The organism is Streptomyces scopuliridis (assembly GCF_042790125.1).
GTDB lineage: Bacteria > Actinomycetota > Actinomycetes > Streptomycetales > Streptomycetaceae > Streptomyces > Streptomyces scopuliridis_A.
On record NZ_JBHTZS010000002.1, the window covers coordinates 353,562 to 366,816 of the forward strand.

Here is a 13,255-nt window from a genome sequence, read left to right on the forward strand (position 1 = left end):
GCTGTGTCGCGCCGCAATTTCCGTGATTCTCCTGGGACAAACAGGATGTGAGCTTTCCCACGCAACGAAGAATTGCCTCCCGCCGTTACCTTCCGGCAGAGTCTTGCTTCCGTCAGGCCCCGCATGCGGCACACGCGCATCTCCAGAGATGCGGCACCACACAACTCAACAACTGCCGCCGTATGCCGCCCGTGCACCACGCGGCAGTCCCCGTAGGGGGGTTGCCCACCGGGCCCGTGTCTCCCGTGACCCCGCAGTACGGAGACCAGTGCCAGGGGCACGATTGCGTCCGCGAGGTCACGTGTGCGGATGATGCTGGAAGGACACCGTGTGAGCCGGATCTCGGTCCGGGGATTCGCCGTGGCATCTGCCACTGCGGTCACCACCGTCGGCGCTGTCGTGGGTGTCGCCTCGGGCGACCCCCAGGTCTCGGACGACAATTTCGAGGCGACCGCAGCCGACATGACGCTCCTCGCTGACATCCCCGCGGGCCAGCAGGCCCAGGTGCAGACCGCGTCGCTGACGCAGCAGGCCGATGTACAGGCCGCCGCCGCCGACGCGACCGCCAAGAAGTCGGCGGAGGAAGCGGCCCGTATCCAGGCTGCCAAGGACGCCAAGGCGAAGAAGCAGGCCGCGGACGACGCGGCCGAGCGCGAGCGCAAGGAGGCCGAGGAGCGCGCGAGCCGTGAAGAGGCCCGCTCCAAGGCGACGTCCGGCTCCTTCCCCCAGCAGGCCTCGTACACCGTCGCCGAGGTCAAGGCGATGGCGCGGCAGATGGTCCCCGCGGACCAGTTCCAGTGCTTCAGCAACATCGTGAACCACGAGTCCACCTGGAACTACCGGGCGCAGAACCCGTCTTCCGGTGCCTACGGTCTCGTGCAGGCGCTGCCCGGCTCCAAGATGTCCTCGGCCGGCGCCGACTGGCAGACCAACCCGGCCACGCAGATCAAGTGGGGTCTGAACTACATGGACGGCCGTTACGGCAGCCCCTGCGGCGCCTGGTCGTTCTGGCAGGCCAACAACTGGTACTAGACGACGTGACCGGCTGAACCAGGTCCCGCCGACGCTCAACCTCACGAGGCCCCCCGCCGTCCTACGGCGGGGGGCCTCGCACGTGTACGGTCGATTCGAACGTGCTCCGGGGGGAGTGAGTTGGGGACAGCGCAGGGGGGAAGAGGAAGCTTCATGTCGAAAGTGCCCGCATGGCTCGGTCAGGTCGGTGCCGAACTGACCCGTATGGGAGAGCGGCTGGACCAGCGCAGGGCCGAGGCCGAGGAGGCCGACCGGCCGGTCCCCAGGACCGCGCCCGAGAACGTCCCCCCGCCCCCGGCGTACGCCCCCTCCGTCGCCACCAAGCCCGACCCCGTCTCCGCCATCCCCTGGGGGATGCGGGTCGCGGGCGAGGCGGCCTGGCGGCTGCTCGTCCTCGCCGGGCTCCTCTGGGTGCTGATGCGGGTCATCGGCGCCGTACAGCTGGTCGTCATGGCCTTCGCCGCCGGTCTGCTGATCACGGCGCTCCTCCAGCCCACGGTCGCCTGGCTCAAGCGGCACGGCATGCCGCGCGGGCTGGCCACGGCCCTCACCGCGGTCGCCGGCTTCGTCCTCATGGGACTGGTCGGCTGGTTCGTGGTGTGGCAGGTCATGGAGAACATCGACGATCTCTCCAACCGCGTCACGGACGGCATCAACGAGCTGAAGCGCTGGCTGCTGGACAGCCCGTTCCATGTGACCGAGGCCCAGATCAATGACATCGCGAAGACCCTGAGCGATGCCGTCGGTTCCAACACCGAGAAGATCACGTCCGCCGGGCTCCAGGGCCTGACCGTGATCGTCGAGCTGCTGACCGGCATCGTCCTCGCGATGTTCTCGACGCTCTTCCTGCTGTACGACGGCAGGAAGATCTGGCACTGGACGCTCAAGCTCGTCCCGGCCCAGGCCCGTGAGGGCGTCGCCGGAGCCGGGCCGCGCGCCTGGCGCACCCTGACCGCGTATGTGCGCGGCACGGTCCTGGTGGCGCTGATCGACGCGCTCTTCATCGGCCTGGGGCTCTACTTCCTCAATGTCCCGCTGGCCGTGCCGCTCGCGGTCTTCATCTTCCTCGGCGCCTTCATCCCGCTGGTGGGCGCGCTGGTGTCGGGCGCGCTGGCGGTGGTCGTCGCGCTGGTGACCCAGGACGTGTTCACGGCGCTGATGGTGCTGTGCGTCGTCCTCGGGGTCCAGCAGATCGAGGGGCATGTGCTGCAGCCCTTCATCCTGGGCCGCGCGGTACGGGTGCATCCGCTCGCCGTCGTGCTCTCCGTGGCGATCGGCAGTCTGGTCGCGGGCATCGGTGGGGCGGTGGTGGCGGTGCCGCTGGTGGCGGTGACCAATACGGTCGTCGGCTATCTCCGGGCGTACAGCGCGGGCCAGACCCTGCCTGCCGCGCCGGTGCGGGAACCGGCCCCGTCTCCGTCCTCCCCGGCCCCGTCCCCCTCCGAGGAGACTCCGGAAGCCCCGGCCGCGGCTCCGGCGGCCGGGCCCGTCACCGCCGAGGCGGGGGACGGCCGGGAGTGATCTCCGAGCCGGAACTGGAAGGCGAGGACGGCGGGCGGGACCGTACGCGACCGCCGGCCCCGGAGGCTCCCGGACCGCCCGACGGGTCCGGGCCGCCTGACGGGTCCGGGGCGTACCGGTCCGGGACGGACGGGTTCGGGACGGTCGTCGGCGACGGACTGCCGACGCTGCCGCCGCACCGCGTCCGGTGGCTCTGGGCCCTCGGCGGCGCGGTGGTCGCCTCCGCCGTCTGGGCGGGCGGACTGTACGCGTACGACAGGACCGGGCCGGATCTGCGCGGCTACCGGATCAGCGAGGACGTCTGCCAGGACGCCGATCTGTCCGCGCTCTCCGAGATCCTCGGTGCGCGGCGGGAGTCGCGGCACGCGGTGGAGGAACAGCGCGCCATCGACCGGTCCTTCTGCGATGTCACGATGATGCCGGGACGGCCGGGCGAGGCGAAGGACGACGCCCTGCCGACGTCGTACTCGTCCGTCACCGTCAACTACAGCCTGCACAAGGAGACCGATCCGGCACCGGAGTTCGAGGCGACGCTGACGCCGCTCGCGCTCTCTCATGTCATCGAGCGCAAGACCAAGCGGATCCCGGAACTGGGCGAGCGCGCCTATCTGATGACGGACTCGGGCGGCTACACGCCGGAGCTGAAGGTCCTCGACGGCCGGGCCGTGTTCTCGATCGGGATCGTGAGCCAGTCCGTCGTCCAGGGCCCGCCCGGCGACGGAGAGCCCGCGGATCCGGAACCGATCGATCCCGCGGTCCTCGAACCCGCCATGGTCGAGGACATGAAGGCGCTGATGGCCGCCGTCAAGGAATAACGAGGAAAGACGAGGCATGACGCGGCGGACAGGCTGACGGGACCGGCCCCCGTGCTCCACCCGGAGGCCGGAGCGCGGGGGCCGGTCCCGTACGGGCCCTACTCGGCGGGTACGGCCTCCGCGAGCACGGCCTCGGCGTCGAGCGTTGTACCGACCGCCTGGATCACCGAGGCGATCTTGAAGGCTTCCTGGATCGTCTCCCGGTCCACACCGGCCGTGCGGAGCACCTGCTCGTGCGAGTCGAGGCACTGGCCACAGCCGTTGACGGCCGAGACGGCGAGCGACCACAGCTCGAAGTCGACCTTCTCCACACCGGGGTTGCCGATGACGTTCATCCGCAGACCGGCCCGCAGCGTCCCGTACTCGGGGTCCGACAGCAGATGCCGGGTCCGGTAGAAGACATTGTTCATCGCCATGATCGCGGCGGCCGACTTGGCGGCGGTGTACGCCTCGGCGCTCAGGTTCGCCTTCGCCTCCGGCTCCAGCTCGCGCAGCACCCGCGCCGAGCGCGAGGCGATCGCGCAGGCCAGCACGGTGCCCCAGAGCTGCTGGGCCGGCAGCCCGCTGTTGCCGATGACCGAACCGAGGTTCAGCCGCAGGTCCTTGGCGTAGTCGGGCAGGGCCGACTTCAGTTCATCGAGGGCCATCGGAGATCACTCGCCCGACAGGAGCTTGACGGGGTCGAGGGTGTTCTCGCCCTTGTTCCAGTTGCACGGGCACAGCTCGTCGGTCTGCAGGGCGTCGAGCACCCGCAGGACCTCCTTGGGGTTACGGCCCACGGAACCGGCGGTCACCATCGTGAACTGGATCTCGTTGTTCGGGTCGACGATGAAGACGGCACGCTGCGCGAAGCCGTCCGCGCCCTCGATGCCGAGGTCGCGCATCAGCTCGTGCTTGGAGTCGGCGAGCATCGGGAAGGGCAGGTCGCGCAGGTCCGGGTGGTCCTTGCGCCAGGCGTGGTGCACGAACTCGGAGTCGCCGGAGAAGCCGAGGATCTGGGCGTCACGGTCGGCGAACTCGTCGTTCAGCCGGCCGAAGGCCGCGATCTCGGTCGGGCACACGAAGGTGAAGTCCTTGGGCCAGGCGAAGATGACCTTCCACTTGCCCTCGTAGGTCTTGTGGTTGATCTCCTCGAACTCCTTGCCCTTCTCCAGCGAGACACAGGCAGTCAGTTCGAACGAGGGGAACTTGTCACCAACGGTGAGCACGGGCGCTCCTTGCGGGGGCGGGAAGTCCCTTTTGGGGGCTTCCGGGTGGTCGGACGGCTCACTGATGGTGGCACAGTCGGCATTGATCACAGAAATAGCTAGACTCGGTCGCCGTGATCGGAGGTGCCTATCAGTGAGGTCGGTTCAGTGGGGTCGGGGTCGGGGTCGGGGTCGGTGAGGTCGGAGCCGGTGGGGTCGGGGTCGGTCGCGCAGCATGTCAGGCAGTCCGGCCCGCGGGGCAAACAGCCCAGCCTGTCCCAGCTGCGCGCCTTCGCGGCGGTGGCCGAGCATCTGCACTTCCGGGACGCGGCCGCCGCGATCGGGATGAGCCAGCCCGCGCTCTCCGGCGCTCTCTCGGCGCTGGAGGAGGTCCTCGGCGTCCAGCTCGTGGAGCGTACGACCCGTAAGGTGCTGCTCTCCCCGGCCGGTGAGCGGCTGGCCTCCCGGGCGATGGCCGTACTGGACGCGGTGGGCGCGCTGGTGGACGAGGCCGAGGCGGTACGCGCGCCCTTCACCGGCGTTCTCAGGCTCGGCGTGATCCCGACCGTCGCGCCGTATCTGCTGCCGACGGTGCTCCGGCTGGTCCACGAGCGTTACCCGGAGCTGGACCTCCAGGTGCACGAGGAGCAGACCTCCTCCCTGCTGGACGGTCTGGCGGCGGGCCGGCTGGATCTGCTGCTGCTCGCCGTGCCGCTCGGCCAGCCCTCGGTCACCGAACTGCCGCTCTTCGACGAGGACTTCGTTCTGGTCACCCCCGACGGTCACCCCCTCGGCGGCTGTCACGGCCTGCCGCGCGAGGCGCTGCGCGAGCTGCCGCTGCTGCTCCTGGACGAGGGACACTGCCTGCGCGACCAGGCGCTGGACATCTGCCGGGAGGCGGGCCGCACCGACGGGGTGCCCGTGACGACCACGGCGGCCGGTCTGTCCACGCTGGTACAACTCGTCGCGGGCGGCCTCGGGGTCACGCTGCTGCCGCGTACGGCCGTACAGGTCGAGACCGGCCGCAACGACCGGCTCGCCACGGGATACTTCGCGGACCCCGCCCCGGCGCGCAGGATCGCGCTGGCGATGCGCACGGGGGCGGCGCGCGGCGGGGAGTTCGAGACCTTCGCGGACGCGCTGCGGGAGTCCCTGCGAGCCCTCCCGGTGCGCCTGGCCGCTCCGGCTCCGGGGCCCGCGCGCGCGCCGGGGCAGGGCTGACACCGCACGCGCCGTACGGTCACTCCGACCGCAGGCCGTCCGGTCGCGTCATCCGCCACAGCGCCGGCAGCCCGGCCAGCGTCACCAGCAGGATCATCGCGATGCCCGCGCCCGCGAAGGGGACGAAGACCCACCAGTCGGCGACCGGTTTGGCGACCATGTCCAGCAGTACGGCACCGAGGGTCAGGCCGCCCGCGATGGCCAGCAGCGTGCCGAGCGCGACCGGGATCGCGGTCTGCCAGAGCACCGACCAGGCGAGTGTCGAGCGGCGGGTGCCGAAGGCCACCAGGACCGACAGCAGGCGTCGGCGCTCGCGCAGTTGCTCGATCTGGGCGACCAGCATGCTCGCGGCGATCAGGGCCATCGTGGCGGTGCCGCCGGCCAGCAGGCCGGTCTGTACGCTCGCGTACTGTTTGTCGCGTTCGATGGCCTTGGGGGTGAACACCTGCATCGTCGGGTCGAGCGCGGCCGCCGTGTTGCGTACGTACTCCTCGGCGTCCGCGACCCGTTCGTCGATCCGGATCGTGGCGGTGGTCAGCGCGTCGGGCATGCGGCCCGGGTCGAGGGCGCCCGGGGTGGCGAGGATGCCGTCGGTCTTCCTGCCCACCGGGTCGGTCCTGGCCTCGACCGTACGGGCCGACGCGGGCAGCGTCCACAGCGAGGGCGCCGGAGCGCCGTTCACGGTTCGGGTGCCGAGGCTGACCGGTTTGCCCGGCCTGGCCGTCTCGTCGACCCAGTCGTTCTGCTCCTGCTGCCCCGGGACATGGGACACGAAGGCGTCTCCGTCCTCGCAGGACGGCAGCTCGGCCAGCTCCCGCAGGGTGGCGCAGGCGCCGACGGTCAGGGTGGTGGTGGGCTGGATCTCGTGCCGGGCCACGGGCCCCGGCCTGACCGCATAGCTCTCGGCCACGGCGACGGCCGCCGTGACGCCCTCGGTGCCGCGGAAGCCGTCGGTCATCTCCTGGGCCAGCCGCCCGCTGCCGTACGACGCCTGGACGGTGATGTTCGCGCGGGTCGGGTCCTGGCCGGTGGGCCTGACGAACTCCTCGTGCATCGCGGCGAACATCATCTGGACGGCGATGGCGCCCGCCACCGCCGCGGTGATGCCGATGACCGCCCGGGACGCCGAGCCGCCGCTCAGCTGGAGCCGGCGGGCGGCGAGCTGCCAAGGCACCGGTCCGCCGGTCAGTCCCGCCACCACGGCCTCGACGAGCCAGGGCAGCAGGGTGGTCAGCCCGGCCAGCACCAGGACCGCACCCGCCGCGATGGGGTACGGGTCGACGGCGGTGCCCTCGCCGACCGTTCCGACCGTACTCAGGACGGTGACACCGGCGACCGGCATCAGCAGCCGCCACCACAGCCGCCGGCGCCGGGGGCGGGCCTCGCGTACGACACCCAGCGGTTCGATGGTGACCGAGCGCAGCGCGACCAGCGTCACCACGACCGCCGTCACCGGTACGGCCGCCACGATCAGCGCGGCGAGCGCCGGAGCCGGAGCCAGATCGGCGGGGAAGGCGCTGAGGTTCCACAGCCGCACCCCGCCCGCCAGCGGCCGCAGCGCCATGAAGAGCCCGAATCCGGCGAGCAGACCGAGCGCCGCGCCGAACAGCGCCTCCCCGGCCGCGATGCGCCGGGTCATCGCGATGTCGGCGCCCACCAGCCGCAGCGCGGCGAGTCTGCGGTCCCTGCGCTCGCCGCCGAAGCGGACGGCGGTGGCGATGAAGATGACCACCGGCATCAGCAGCACCACGGAGATCAGGACGATCAGCACGATCAGGTACGGGTCGAGCGGCGAGGGCTGGACGACGGAGCCGTAACCGGCCGTCCGATGGCCGCCCTTGGCCTGGGTGAGGGTGTCGCTGCCCGCGTAGAAGCGCAGTTCCTCCGGGTCGAGCAGACCGGCGTCGGTGATGGTGCCGGTGACGCGGTGGCCCAGCCGCTCCTTGAGCAGCGCGCCGCCGGGCGAGTCCAGCAGCTCCCGCAGCGCGGGGGAGACCACCATCTCGCCGGGCCCCGGGATCTCCGCGACACCGGGCGGCAGTGGCGGGCGGGCGCCGTCCGGGCGCAGCAGCCGGCCGCCTACGGTGGAACCGCGGTACTCGGTCCCGGCGTTGATCCACACCAGCGTCGTGTCCGAGCGCGGTACCGGCGCCGCGTCCGCCGCCTCCGCGACGGCGCGGGCGCCCTCGCGCTCGGCGCGCGCGTCGATCATCCGCGGTACGGACGCGGCGAAGAAGAGCAGCGTGACACCGAGCCCGACCCCCACGGCGGTCAGGAGGGTACGGATCCAGCCCTCGCGTCCGCCCGCGGCGGCGAACCGTATACCGAGCCCGAGATCACGGGGCCAGGTGCGGAGCCGGCCGGGCGCCCGCTTCGGGACCGGGGGAGCGTATGCGGTGGACGGGGGGCGGTCGAGGAGCGTCATACGGTGAACTCCGACTCGCGGACCCTTCCGTCCCGCACGATCACCTCTCGGTCCGAGTAGGCGGCGACCCGCGCCTCATGGGTGACCAGGACGACGGCGGCGCTGGTGGACCTGGCCGCCTCGGTCAGCAGCTCCATCACCCGCTCGCCGTTGAAGGAGTCGAGCGCGCCGGTCGGTTCGTCGGCGAAGATCACGCGCGGTGAGCCGGCCAGGGAACGGGCGACCGCGACGCGCTGGCCCTGTCCGCCGGAGACCTCGCCGGGGCGCTTGGCCCCGATGTCGGCGACCTCCAGCCGCTCCAGCCACTCCCGCGCGGCGCGTTGGGCGTCCTTGCGCCGGACGCCGGTGAGCCGCAGGGGCAGCGCCACGTTCTCCAGGCAGGTCAGTTCGGGTACGAGCTGGCCGAACTGGAAGACGAAGCCGAACTCGGAACGGCGCAGGGCGCTGCGCTCCGCGTCCGGCATATCGGTCAGCACCCGGCCCCGATAGGTGATCGTGCCCGAGTCGGGGGACACGATCCCGGCGAGGCAGTGCAGCAGCGTCGACTTGCCGGAGCCCGACGGACCCATGAGGGCGACGACTTCGCCCGGGTGGATCGAGAACGTCACTCCGTCGAGCGCGGGGGTCGGTCCGTACGACTTGCGCAGTCCGTCGGCGATGAGCAGGGAGCCGGCGGGGGTCATCGGCGTACCGCGGTGGCGAGCCGGTCCAGCCGGGCCGCGGTCAGCTCCAGCCAGCGCAGATCGGCCTCCAGATGGAACAGCGCGTGATCGCAGATCAGCTGGTCGGCGAGGTCGCCCTCGCGCTTGCGCGCGGTGAGTTCGCGCATCTTCCGCAGATGCTCGGCGCGCTGCGTGTCGAGCAGATCGGCGGCGCTGCGGCCGGTGAGCAGCGCGATGACGACCTTGGTGTAGAGGGTCGACTGGAGGTACGGCTCCGGGCTCTCCGGCTGTGCGAGCCATGTGGTGACATCGGTGACACCGGCCTCGGTGATCGCGTATCTCTTGCGCTCGGGACCGCCGCCGCTCTCGACGCCGTCGACCGCGACGAGCCCGTTCTTCAGCAGCCGGGACATGGTCGAGTAGACCTGTCCGTAGTGCAGGGGGCGGTCGCGGCCGAATTGATCGTCGAAGGACCGCTTGAGGTCGTATCCGTGGCGCGGTCCCGACTCCAGGAGTCCGAGAAGAGTGTGACCGATTGACATGTGAAGCACTCTACACCGTGTGTATACATCACTTGCATAGCGTGTGTCCGGCGGGCTTGTCCGGCGGCCGTACGAGAGTAGGTCACTCCGGCTCGGGTGTCACCGGAGTAGCTGATTCCGCACCCGTCGGCGGGCGCGACTTCGGCGGCCGGCCCCGGCGCGGGATCGGCGCCGTGTCGGTGGGGAGGCGGCCCGCCTCGCCCAGGGCCCGGCGGAGCAGGAACTCGATCTGCGCGTTGGCGCTGCGCAGCTCGTCGGACGCCCACCGCGCGAGGGCGTCGTACACCGCCGGGTCCAGTCGCAGGAGAACCTGCTTGCGTTCGGTCACTGGTAGAGCGTGCCCGTGTTCACGACCGGCTGGGCGGCCCGGTCCCCGCAGAGCACGACCAGCAGATTGCTCACCATCGCCGCCTTGCGCTCCGAGTCCAGCTCCACGATGTCCTGCTCGGTGAGCCGGGTGAGCGCCGCCTCGACCATGCCGACCGCGCCGTCCACGATCAGCCGGCGGGCCGCGACGACCGCGCCCGCCTGCTGGCGCTGGAGCATCGCCGAGGCGATCTCGGGCGCGTAGGCGAGATGCGTGAAGCGGGACTCGATGATGTGGACACCGGCCGCCTCCACCCGTGCGTGCAGTTCGACGGCCAGCTTCTCGGTGATCTCCTCGGCGTTGCCGCGCAGCGAGAGACCGGACTCCTCGTGGGCGTCGTACGGGTACTCGATGGCGATGTGCCGTACGGCCGCCTCGGTCTGCGTGGAGACGAACTCCAGGAAGTCGTCCACCTCGAACATCGCCTGCGCGGTGTCCTCGACCTTCCAGACCACGACCGCGGCCAGCTCGATCGGGTTGCCGTAGGCGTCATTGACCTTGAGGACGGCCGTCTCGTGGTTCCGTACCCGCGTCGAGATCTTGGTGCGGGAGGTGAGCGGGTTCACCCAGCGCAGTCCGTCGGTACGGATCGTGCCGCGGTAGCGGCCGAAGAGCTGGACGACCCGGGCCTCGCCCGGCGCCACCATGTTCAGCCCGCACATCGCGAAGAACGCGGCGATCCCGACGAGTACGCCGATCACGATCAGCGCCGCGCTCAGCCCGGCAGGGCCGACCGTCGCGCCCAGGACGACCAGGGCGACGCCGGCCACGAGGCCGAGCAGTCCGAGCAGCAGGGCGAGCCCGCCGCCGATGCTGTGGGCGGGATTCTCCCGGACCCGTGGTGCGGGCATCTCGGGTATGTCGTCCGTCGCCGATGACGTAGGTGTGCTGGTGGAGGCCATGTTCCATCCCCGTTTCCGGTCCGCTGCCGCCGATGGGCGGTAGCTAGCATTGTGATTACACATTATGCCCTGACGCAACCCTCCGGCGCTCCCAGGAGTCGGTTCACGTAGGTAGGTGCTGATTGTCACGTCCCAAAAGCCATGATCAGCGCCCTTTTGTCACAGCGAGCGGTGTTAGCTTTCTGAGCTGATTCCGGTGGGTGAGCAGCTACGGACACGTTCAGACGGAGCGGACAAGAGAGCGGAGCGAGACGGCGATGAGCCGAGCGGAAGCCAGACGGGGGAGCCGGCGCGGAGCGCGCCGCGCCGCGAAACCGGGCGGCATACGCCGCTTCTTCACGCTGAGAAGACTGCTCGGTACGTTCTTCGGGCTCTGTCTGCTCGCCATGGGCGGGCTGCTCGTGCTCTATTGGCTGGTCCCCGTGCCGAGCGCCAACGCGCAGGCCGAGATGCAGAGCAACGTCTACAAGTACAGCGACGGCACGATCCTCACCCGCACCGGCGAGATCAACCGCGAGATCGTCGGGCTGGAGAAGATCCCCAAGGATGTCCAGCACACCTTCGTCGCCGCCGAGAACAAGTCCTTCTACCGGGACTCCGGCGTCGACATCAAGGGCACGACCCGCGGCCTGATCAACACCCTCTCCGGCAAGGGCAAGCAGGGCGGCTCGACCATCACCCAGCAGTACGTCAAGAACTACTACCTGAACCAGGACCAGACGGTCACCCGCAAGCTCAAGGAGCTGGTGATCTCCCTGAAGGTGGACCGGAACACGAGCAAGAGCGAGATCCTCGCCGGGTACATCAACACCAGCTACTACGGCCGCGGGGCGTACGGCATCCAGGCCGCTGCCCAGGCGTACTACGGGATCGACGCCTCCGCGCTGAACGTCTCGCAGGGCGCGTATCTCGCCGCGCTGCTCCAGGCCCCCAGCCAGTACGACTGGGCGGCGGCCACCGCCACCGGCAAGAAGCTGGTCACCGAGCGCTGGAACTATGTCCTCGACAACATGGTCGAGCAGAAATGGCTCGATTCCACCACCCGCTCGGGGCTGAAGTTCCCGGTGCCGCAAGCGCCGAAGGCCGCCCCCGGGATGGAGGGCCAGGCCGGCTATCTCGTCGAGGCCGCCAATGACGAACTGGCCCGCGAGGGCGTCGACAAGGCGGAGATCGCCAAGGGCGGCTGGACGATCACCCTCAATATCGACGCGAAGCGGCAGCGGGAACTCGTCCAGTCCGTCGACAAGCAGTTGGAGAGCAAGCTCGACCGCAAGAACAACAAGACGGACGCGACGGTGCAGGCCGGCGCCACCTCCGTCGACCCGAAGACCGGCCGGGTGGTCGCGCTCTACGGCGGTACGGGCGCCACCGAGCACTGGATATCCAACGCCACCCGCACCGACTACCAGCCCGCCTCGACCTTCAAGCCGATCGTGCTCGCCTCCGCGCTGGAGAACGGCGCCGAGACCCAGGACGGCCGGAAGATCGGCGTCGACACGAGATACGACGGCACCAGCAAGCGGCCGGTCGAGGGCAGCGACACCCCGTTCGCCCCGGAGAACGAGGACAATCGCGACTACGGCCGGGTCAGCGTCCAGACCGCGATGAACAAGTCCATCAACTCCGTCTTCGCGCAGATGGTCGTGGACGTCGGCCCGCCCGAGGTCAAGAAGACCGCCCTGGACCTGGGGATGCGGGACAGGGGCTTCCCCGAGCGGCCCGCGATCACCCTCGGCACGATGAACGCCTCCACGTGGGACATGGCGGGGGTGTACGCGACGCTCGACAACCACGGCAGGAAGATCACGCCGACGATCGTGAAGTCCGCCGAGCACAAGGACCGTACGGTCGAGCTCCCCGACCCGGTCGGGGATCAGGTGATCAGCCGGGAGACGGCCGACACCGTGACCCATGTCCTCCAGGGCGTCGTCGACAACGGCTCGGGCTTCGAGGCCAGCACCCCCGCCTACGACGCGGCGGGCAAGACCGGTACCTCCGAGAACAACAAGTCCGCGTGGTTCGCCGGCTACACCCCGCAGCTCACCACCGTCGTCGCGCTGTTCGGCGAGTCCACGAAGGAGGGCGGCGGACAGGTCACGCTCACCGGCACGGCCAACTCCGGCCGGGCCAACGGCGGCGGCTTCCCCGCCAGGATCTGGGCCGGCTACACCCTGGACGCGCTCAACGGCGGCTCCGACGCGACGTTCGACCTGGACATCGCGACGCCCGTGCCGGAGACGCCGTCGACGCCGGCGGCCCCGAGCACCCCGGAAGAGACCCCGTCCACGGATCCCTCGCCGTCGGCGCCCCCGGAGCCCGCCCCGTCCGACCCGACCCCGAGCCCGCCGCCCTCCGAGCCACCGGTGGAGAGCTCACCGGGCACCGAGCCCGGCGGAGGAGGCCCGAGCAGCCCGGGGAACAGCGAGTCGCCCGGGGTCCCGCCGGGCGCGGACAGCCGCCCCGACGACTGGTCCTTGCCCGGCCGCCCGTAGGCCCTGTCCGACGCCGTCGCGGGAGGCGGTCGCCGTGCGGGGCGTGGTCGCCGTGCGGGACGCGGGGGGCCGCCGCGCGGGGGGGGGCG

The 13,255-nt window shown here is 70.7% G+C and carries 12 protein-coding genes; 5 read left to right on the forward strand and 7 right to left on the reverse strand.

The genetic code is table 11. From position 1 onward, the window contains the following. Positions 1-330 precede the first annotated feature (330 nt). The 3 genes from ACFRKB_RS03860 (at position 331) to ACFRKB_RS03870 (ending at position 3,368) form a co-directional block, all read left to right on the forward strand. Positions 331-1,032, forward strand: a complete 702-nt coding sequence (locus ACFRKB_RS03860; RefSeq protein ID WP_383103035.1) for an aggregation-promoting factor C-terminal-like domain-containing protein — start codon at positions 331-333, stop codon at positions 1,030-1,032. 153 nt (positions 1,033-1,185) lie between these two features. Further along, a complete protein-coding gene (locus tag ACFRKB_RS03865; RefSeq protein ID WP_383103036.1) occupies positions 1,186-2,553 on the forward strand; it encodes an AI-2E family transporter in 1,368 nt (455 codons plus the stop codon). Then, positions 2,550-3,368 (forward strand): hypothetical protein, encoded by an 819-nt coding sequence (locus ACFRKB_RS03870; protein WP_383103038.1) that lies wholly within the window; start codon positions 2,550-2,552, stop codon positions 3,366-3,368. The genes ACFRKB_RS03865 and ACFRKB_RS03870 overlap by 4 nt, the downstream gene beginning before the upstream one ends. A 98-nt stretch (positions 3,369-3,466) precedes the next feature. Here the strand turns inward: ACFRKB_RS03870 and ACFRKB_RS03875 are convergent, their stop codons facing one another. After that, on the reverse strand, positions 3,467-4,015 hold the full coding sequence (locus ACFRKB_RS03875) for an alkyl hydroperoxide reductase (protein ID WP_383103040.1): 549 nt from the start codon (positions 4,013-4,015) through the stop codon (positions 3,467-3,469). A 6-nt stretch (positions 4,016-4,021) separates the two neighbouring features. Then, positions 4,022-4,576, reverse strand: coding sequence for a peroxiredoxin (locus ACFRKB_RS03880; RefSeq protein ID WP_365973618.1), 555 nt, complete (start codon positions 4,574-4,576; stop codon positions 4,022-4,024). Positions 4,577-4,765: 189 nt separating this feature from the next. Here ACFRKB_RS03880 and ACFRKB_RS03885 point away from each other — a divergent pair, with 189 nt between their 5' ends. Beyond that, a complete protein-coding gene (locus tag ACFRKB_RS03885; RefSeq protein ID WP_383103041.1) occupies positions 4,766-5,776 on the forward strand; it encodes a hydrogen peroxide-inducible genes activator in 1,011 nt (336 codons plus the stop codon). A gap of 19 nt (positions 5,777-5,795) precedes the next feature. On the opposite strand, the gene ACFRKB_RS03890 is transcribed toward ACFRKB_RS03885, so the two are convergent. From ACFRKB_RS03890 to ACFRKB_RS03910, 5 genes are all read right to left on the reverse strand, one after another. Next, complete coding sequence (locus ACFRKB_RS03890; protein WP_383103042.1) at positions 5,796-8,201, reverse strand: FtsX-like permease family protein; 2,406 nt, start codon at positions 8,199-8,201, stop codon at positions 5,796-5,798. Beyond that, positions 8,198-8,884, reverse strand: a complete 687-nt coding sequence (locus tag ACFRKB_RS03895) for an ABC transporter ATP-binding protein (protein ID WP_383103043.1) — start codon at positions 8,882-8,884, stop codon at positions 8,198-8,200. The genes ACFRKB_RS03890 and ACFRKB_RS03895 overlap by 4 nt, the downstream gene beginning before the upstream one ends. Beyond that, positions 8,881-9,405 carry a PadR family transcriptional regulator gene (locus ACFRKB_RS03900; protein WP_383103045.1) on the reverse strand — a complete coding sequence of 175 codons (525 nt, stop codon included), beginning with the start codon at positions 9,403-9,405 and terminating at the stop codon, positions 8,881-8,883. Before ACFRKB_RS03900 ends, ACFRKB_RS03895 begins: the two co-directional genes overlap by 4 nt. Before the next feature lie 82 nt (positions 9,406-9,487). After that, positions 9,488-9,784 carry a type II toxin-antitoxin system antitoxin gene (locus tag ACFRKB_RS03905; RefSeq protein ID WP_383103284.1) on the reverse strand — a complete coding sequence of 99 codons (297 nt, stop codon included), beginning with the start codon at positions 9,782-9,784 and terminating at the stop codon, positions 9,488-9,490. Further along, on the reverse strand, positions 9,730-10,674 hold the full coding sequence (locus ACFRKB_RS03910) for an SPFH domain-containing protein (protein ID WP_383103047.1): 945 nt from the start codon (positions 10,672-10,674) through the stop codon (positions 9,730-9,732). Before ACFRKB_RS03910 ends, ACFRKB_RS03905 begins: the two co-directional genes overlap by 55 nt. A 257-nt stretch (positions 10,675-10,931) precedes the next feature. Between ACFRKB_RS03910 and ACFRKB_RS03915 the strand changes: the two genes are divergently transcribed. Continuing rightward, a complete protein-coding gene (locus tag ACFRKB_RS03915; protein WP_383103049.1) occupies positions 10,932-13,166 on the forward strand; it encodes a transglycosylase domain-containing protein in 2,235 nt (744 codons plus the stop codon). The last annotated feature ends 89 nt before the right edge of the window (positions 13,167-13,255 follow it).

Coding starts and splice junctions, on each gene's coding strand:
- ACFRKB_RS03865 (WP_383103036.1), top strand. CDS start 1,186: ATGTCGAAAGTGCCCGCATGGCTCGGTCAGGTCGGTGCCGAACTGACC.
- ACFRKB_RS03875 (WP_383103040.1), bottom strand. CDS start 4,015: ATGGCCCTCGATGAACTGAAGTCGGCCCTGCCCGACTACGCCAAGGAC.
- ACFRKB_RS03890 (WP_383103042.1), bottom strand. CDS start 8,201: ATGACGCTCCTCGACCGCCCCCCGTCCACCGCATACGCTCCCCCGGTC.
- ACFRKB_RS03915 (WP_383103049.1), top strand. CDS start 10,932: ATGAGCCGAGCGGAAGCCAGACGGGGGAGCCGGCGCGGAGCGCGCCGC.
- ACFRKB_RS03895 (WP_383103043.1), bottom strand. CDS start 8,884: ATGACCCCCGCCGGCTCCCTGCTCATCGCCGACGGACTGCGCAAGTCG.
- ACFRKB_RS03900 (WP_383103045.1), bottom strand. CDS start 9,405: ATGTCAATCGGTCACACTCTTCTCGGACTCCTGGAGTCGGGACCGCGC.
- ACFRKB_RS03910 (WP_383103047.1), bottom strand. CDS start 10,674: ATGGCCTCCACCAGCACACCTACGTCATCGGCGACGGACGACATACCC.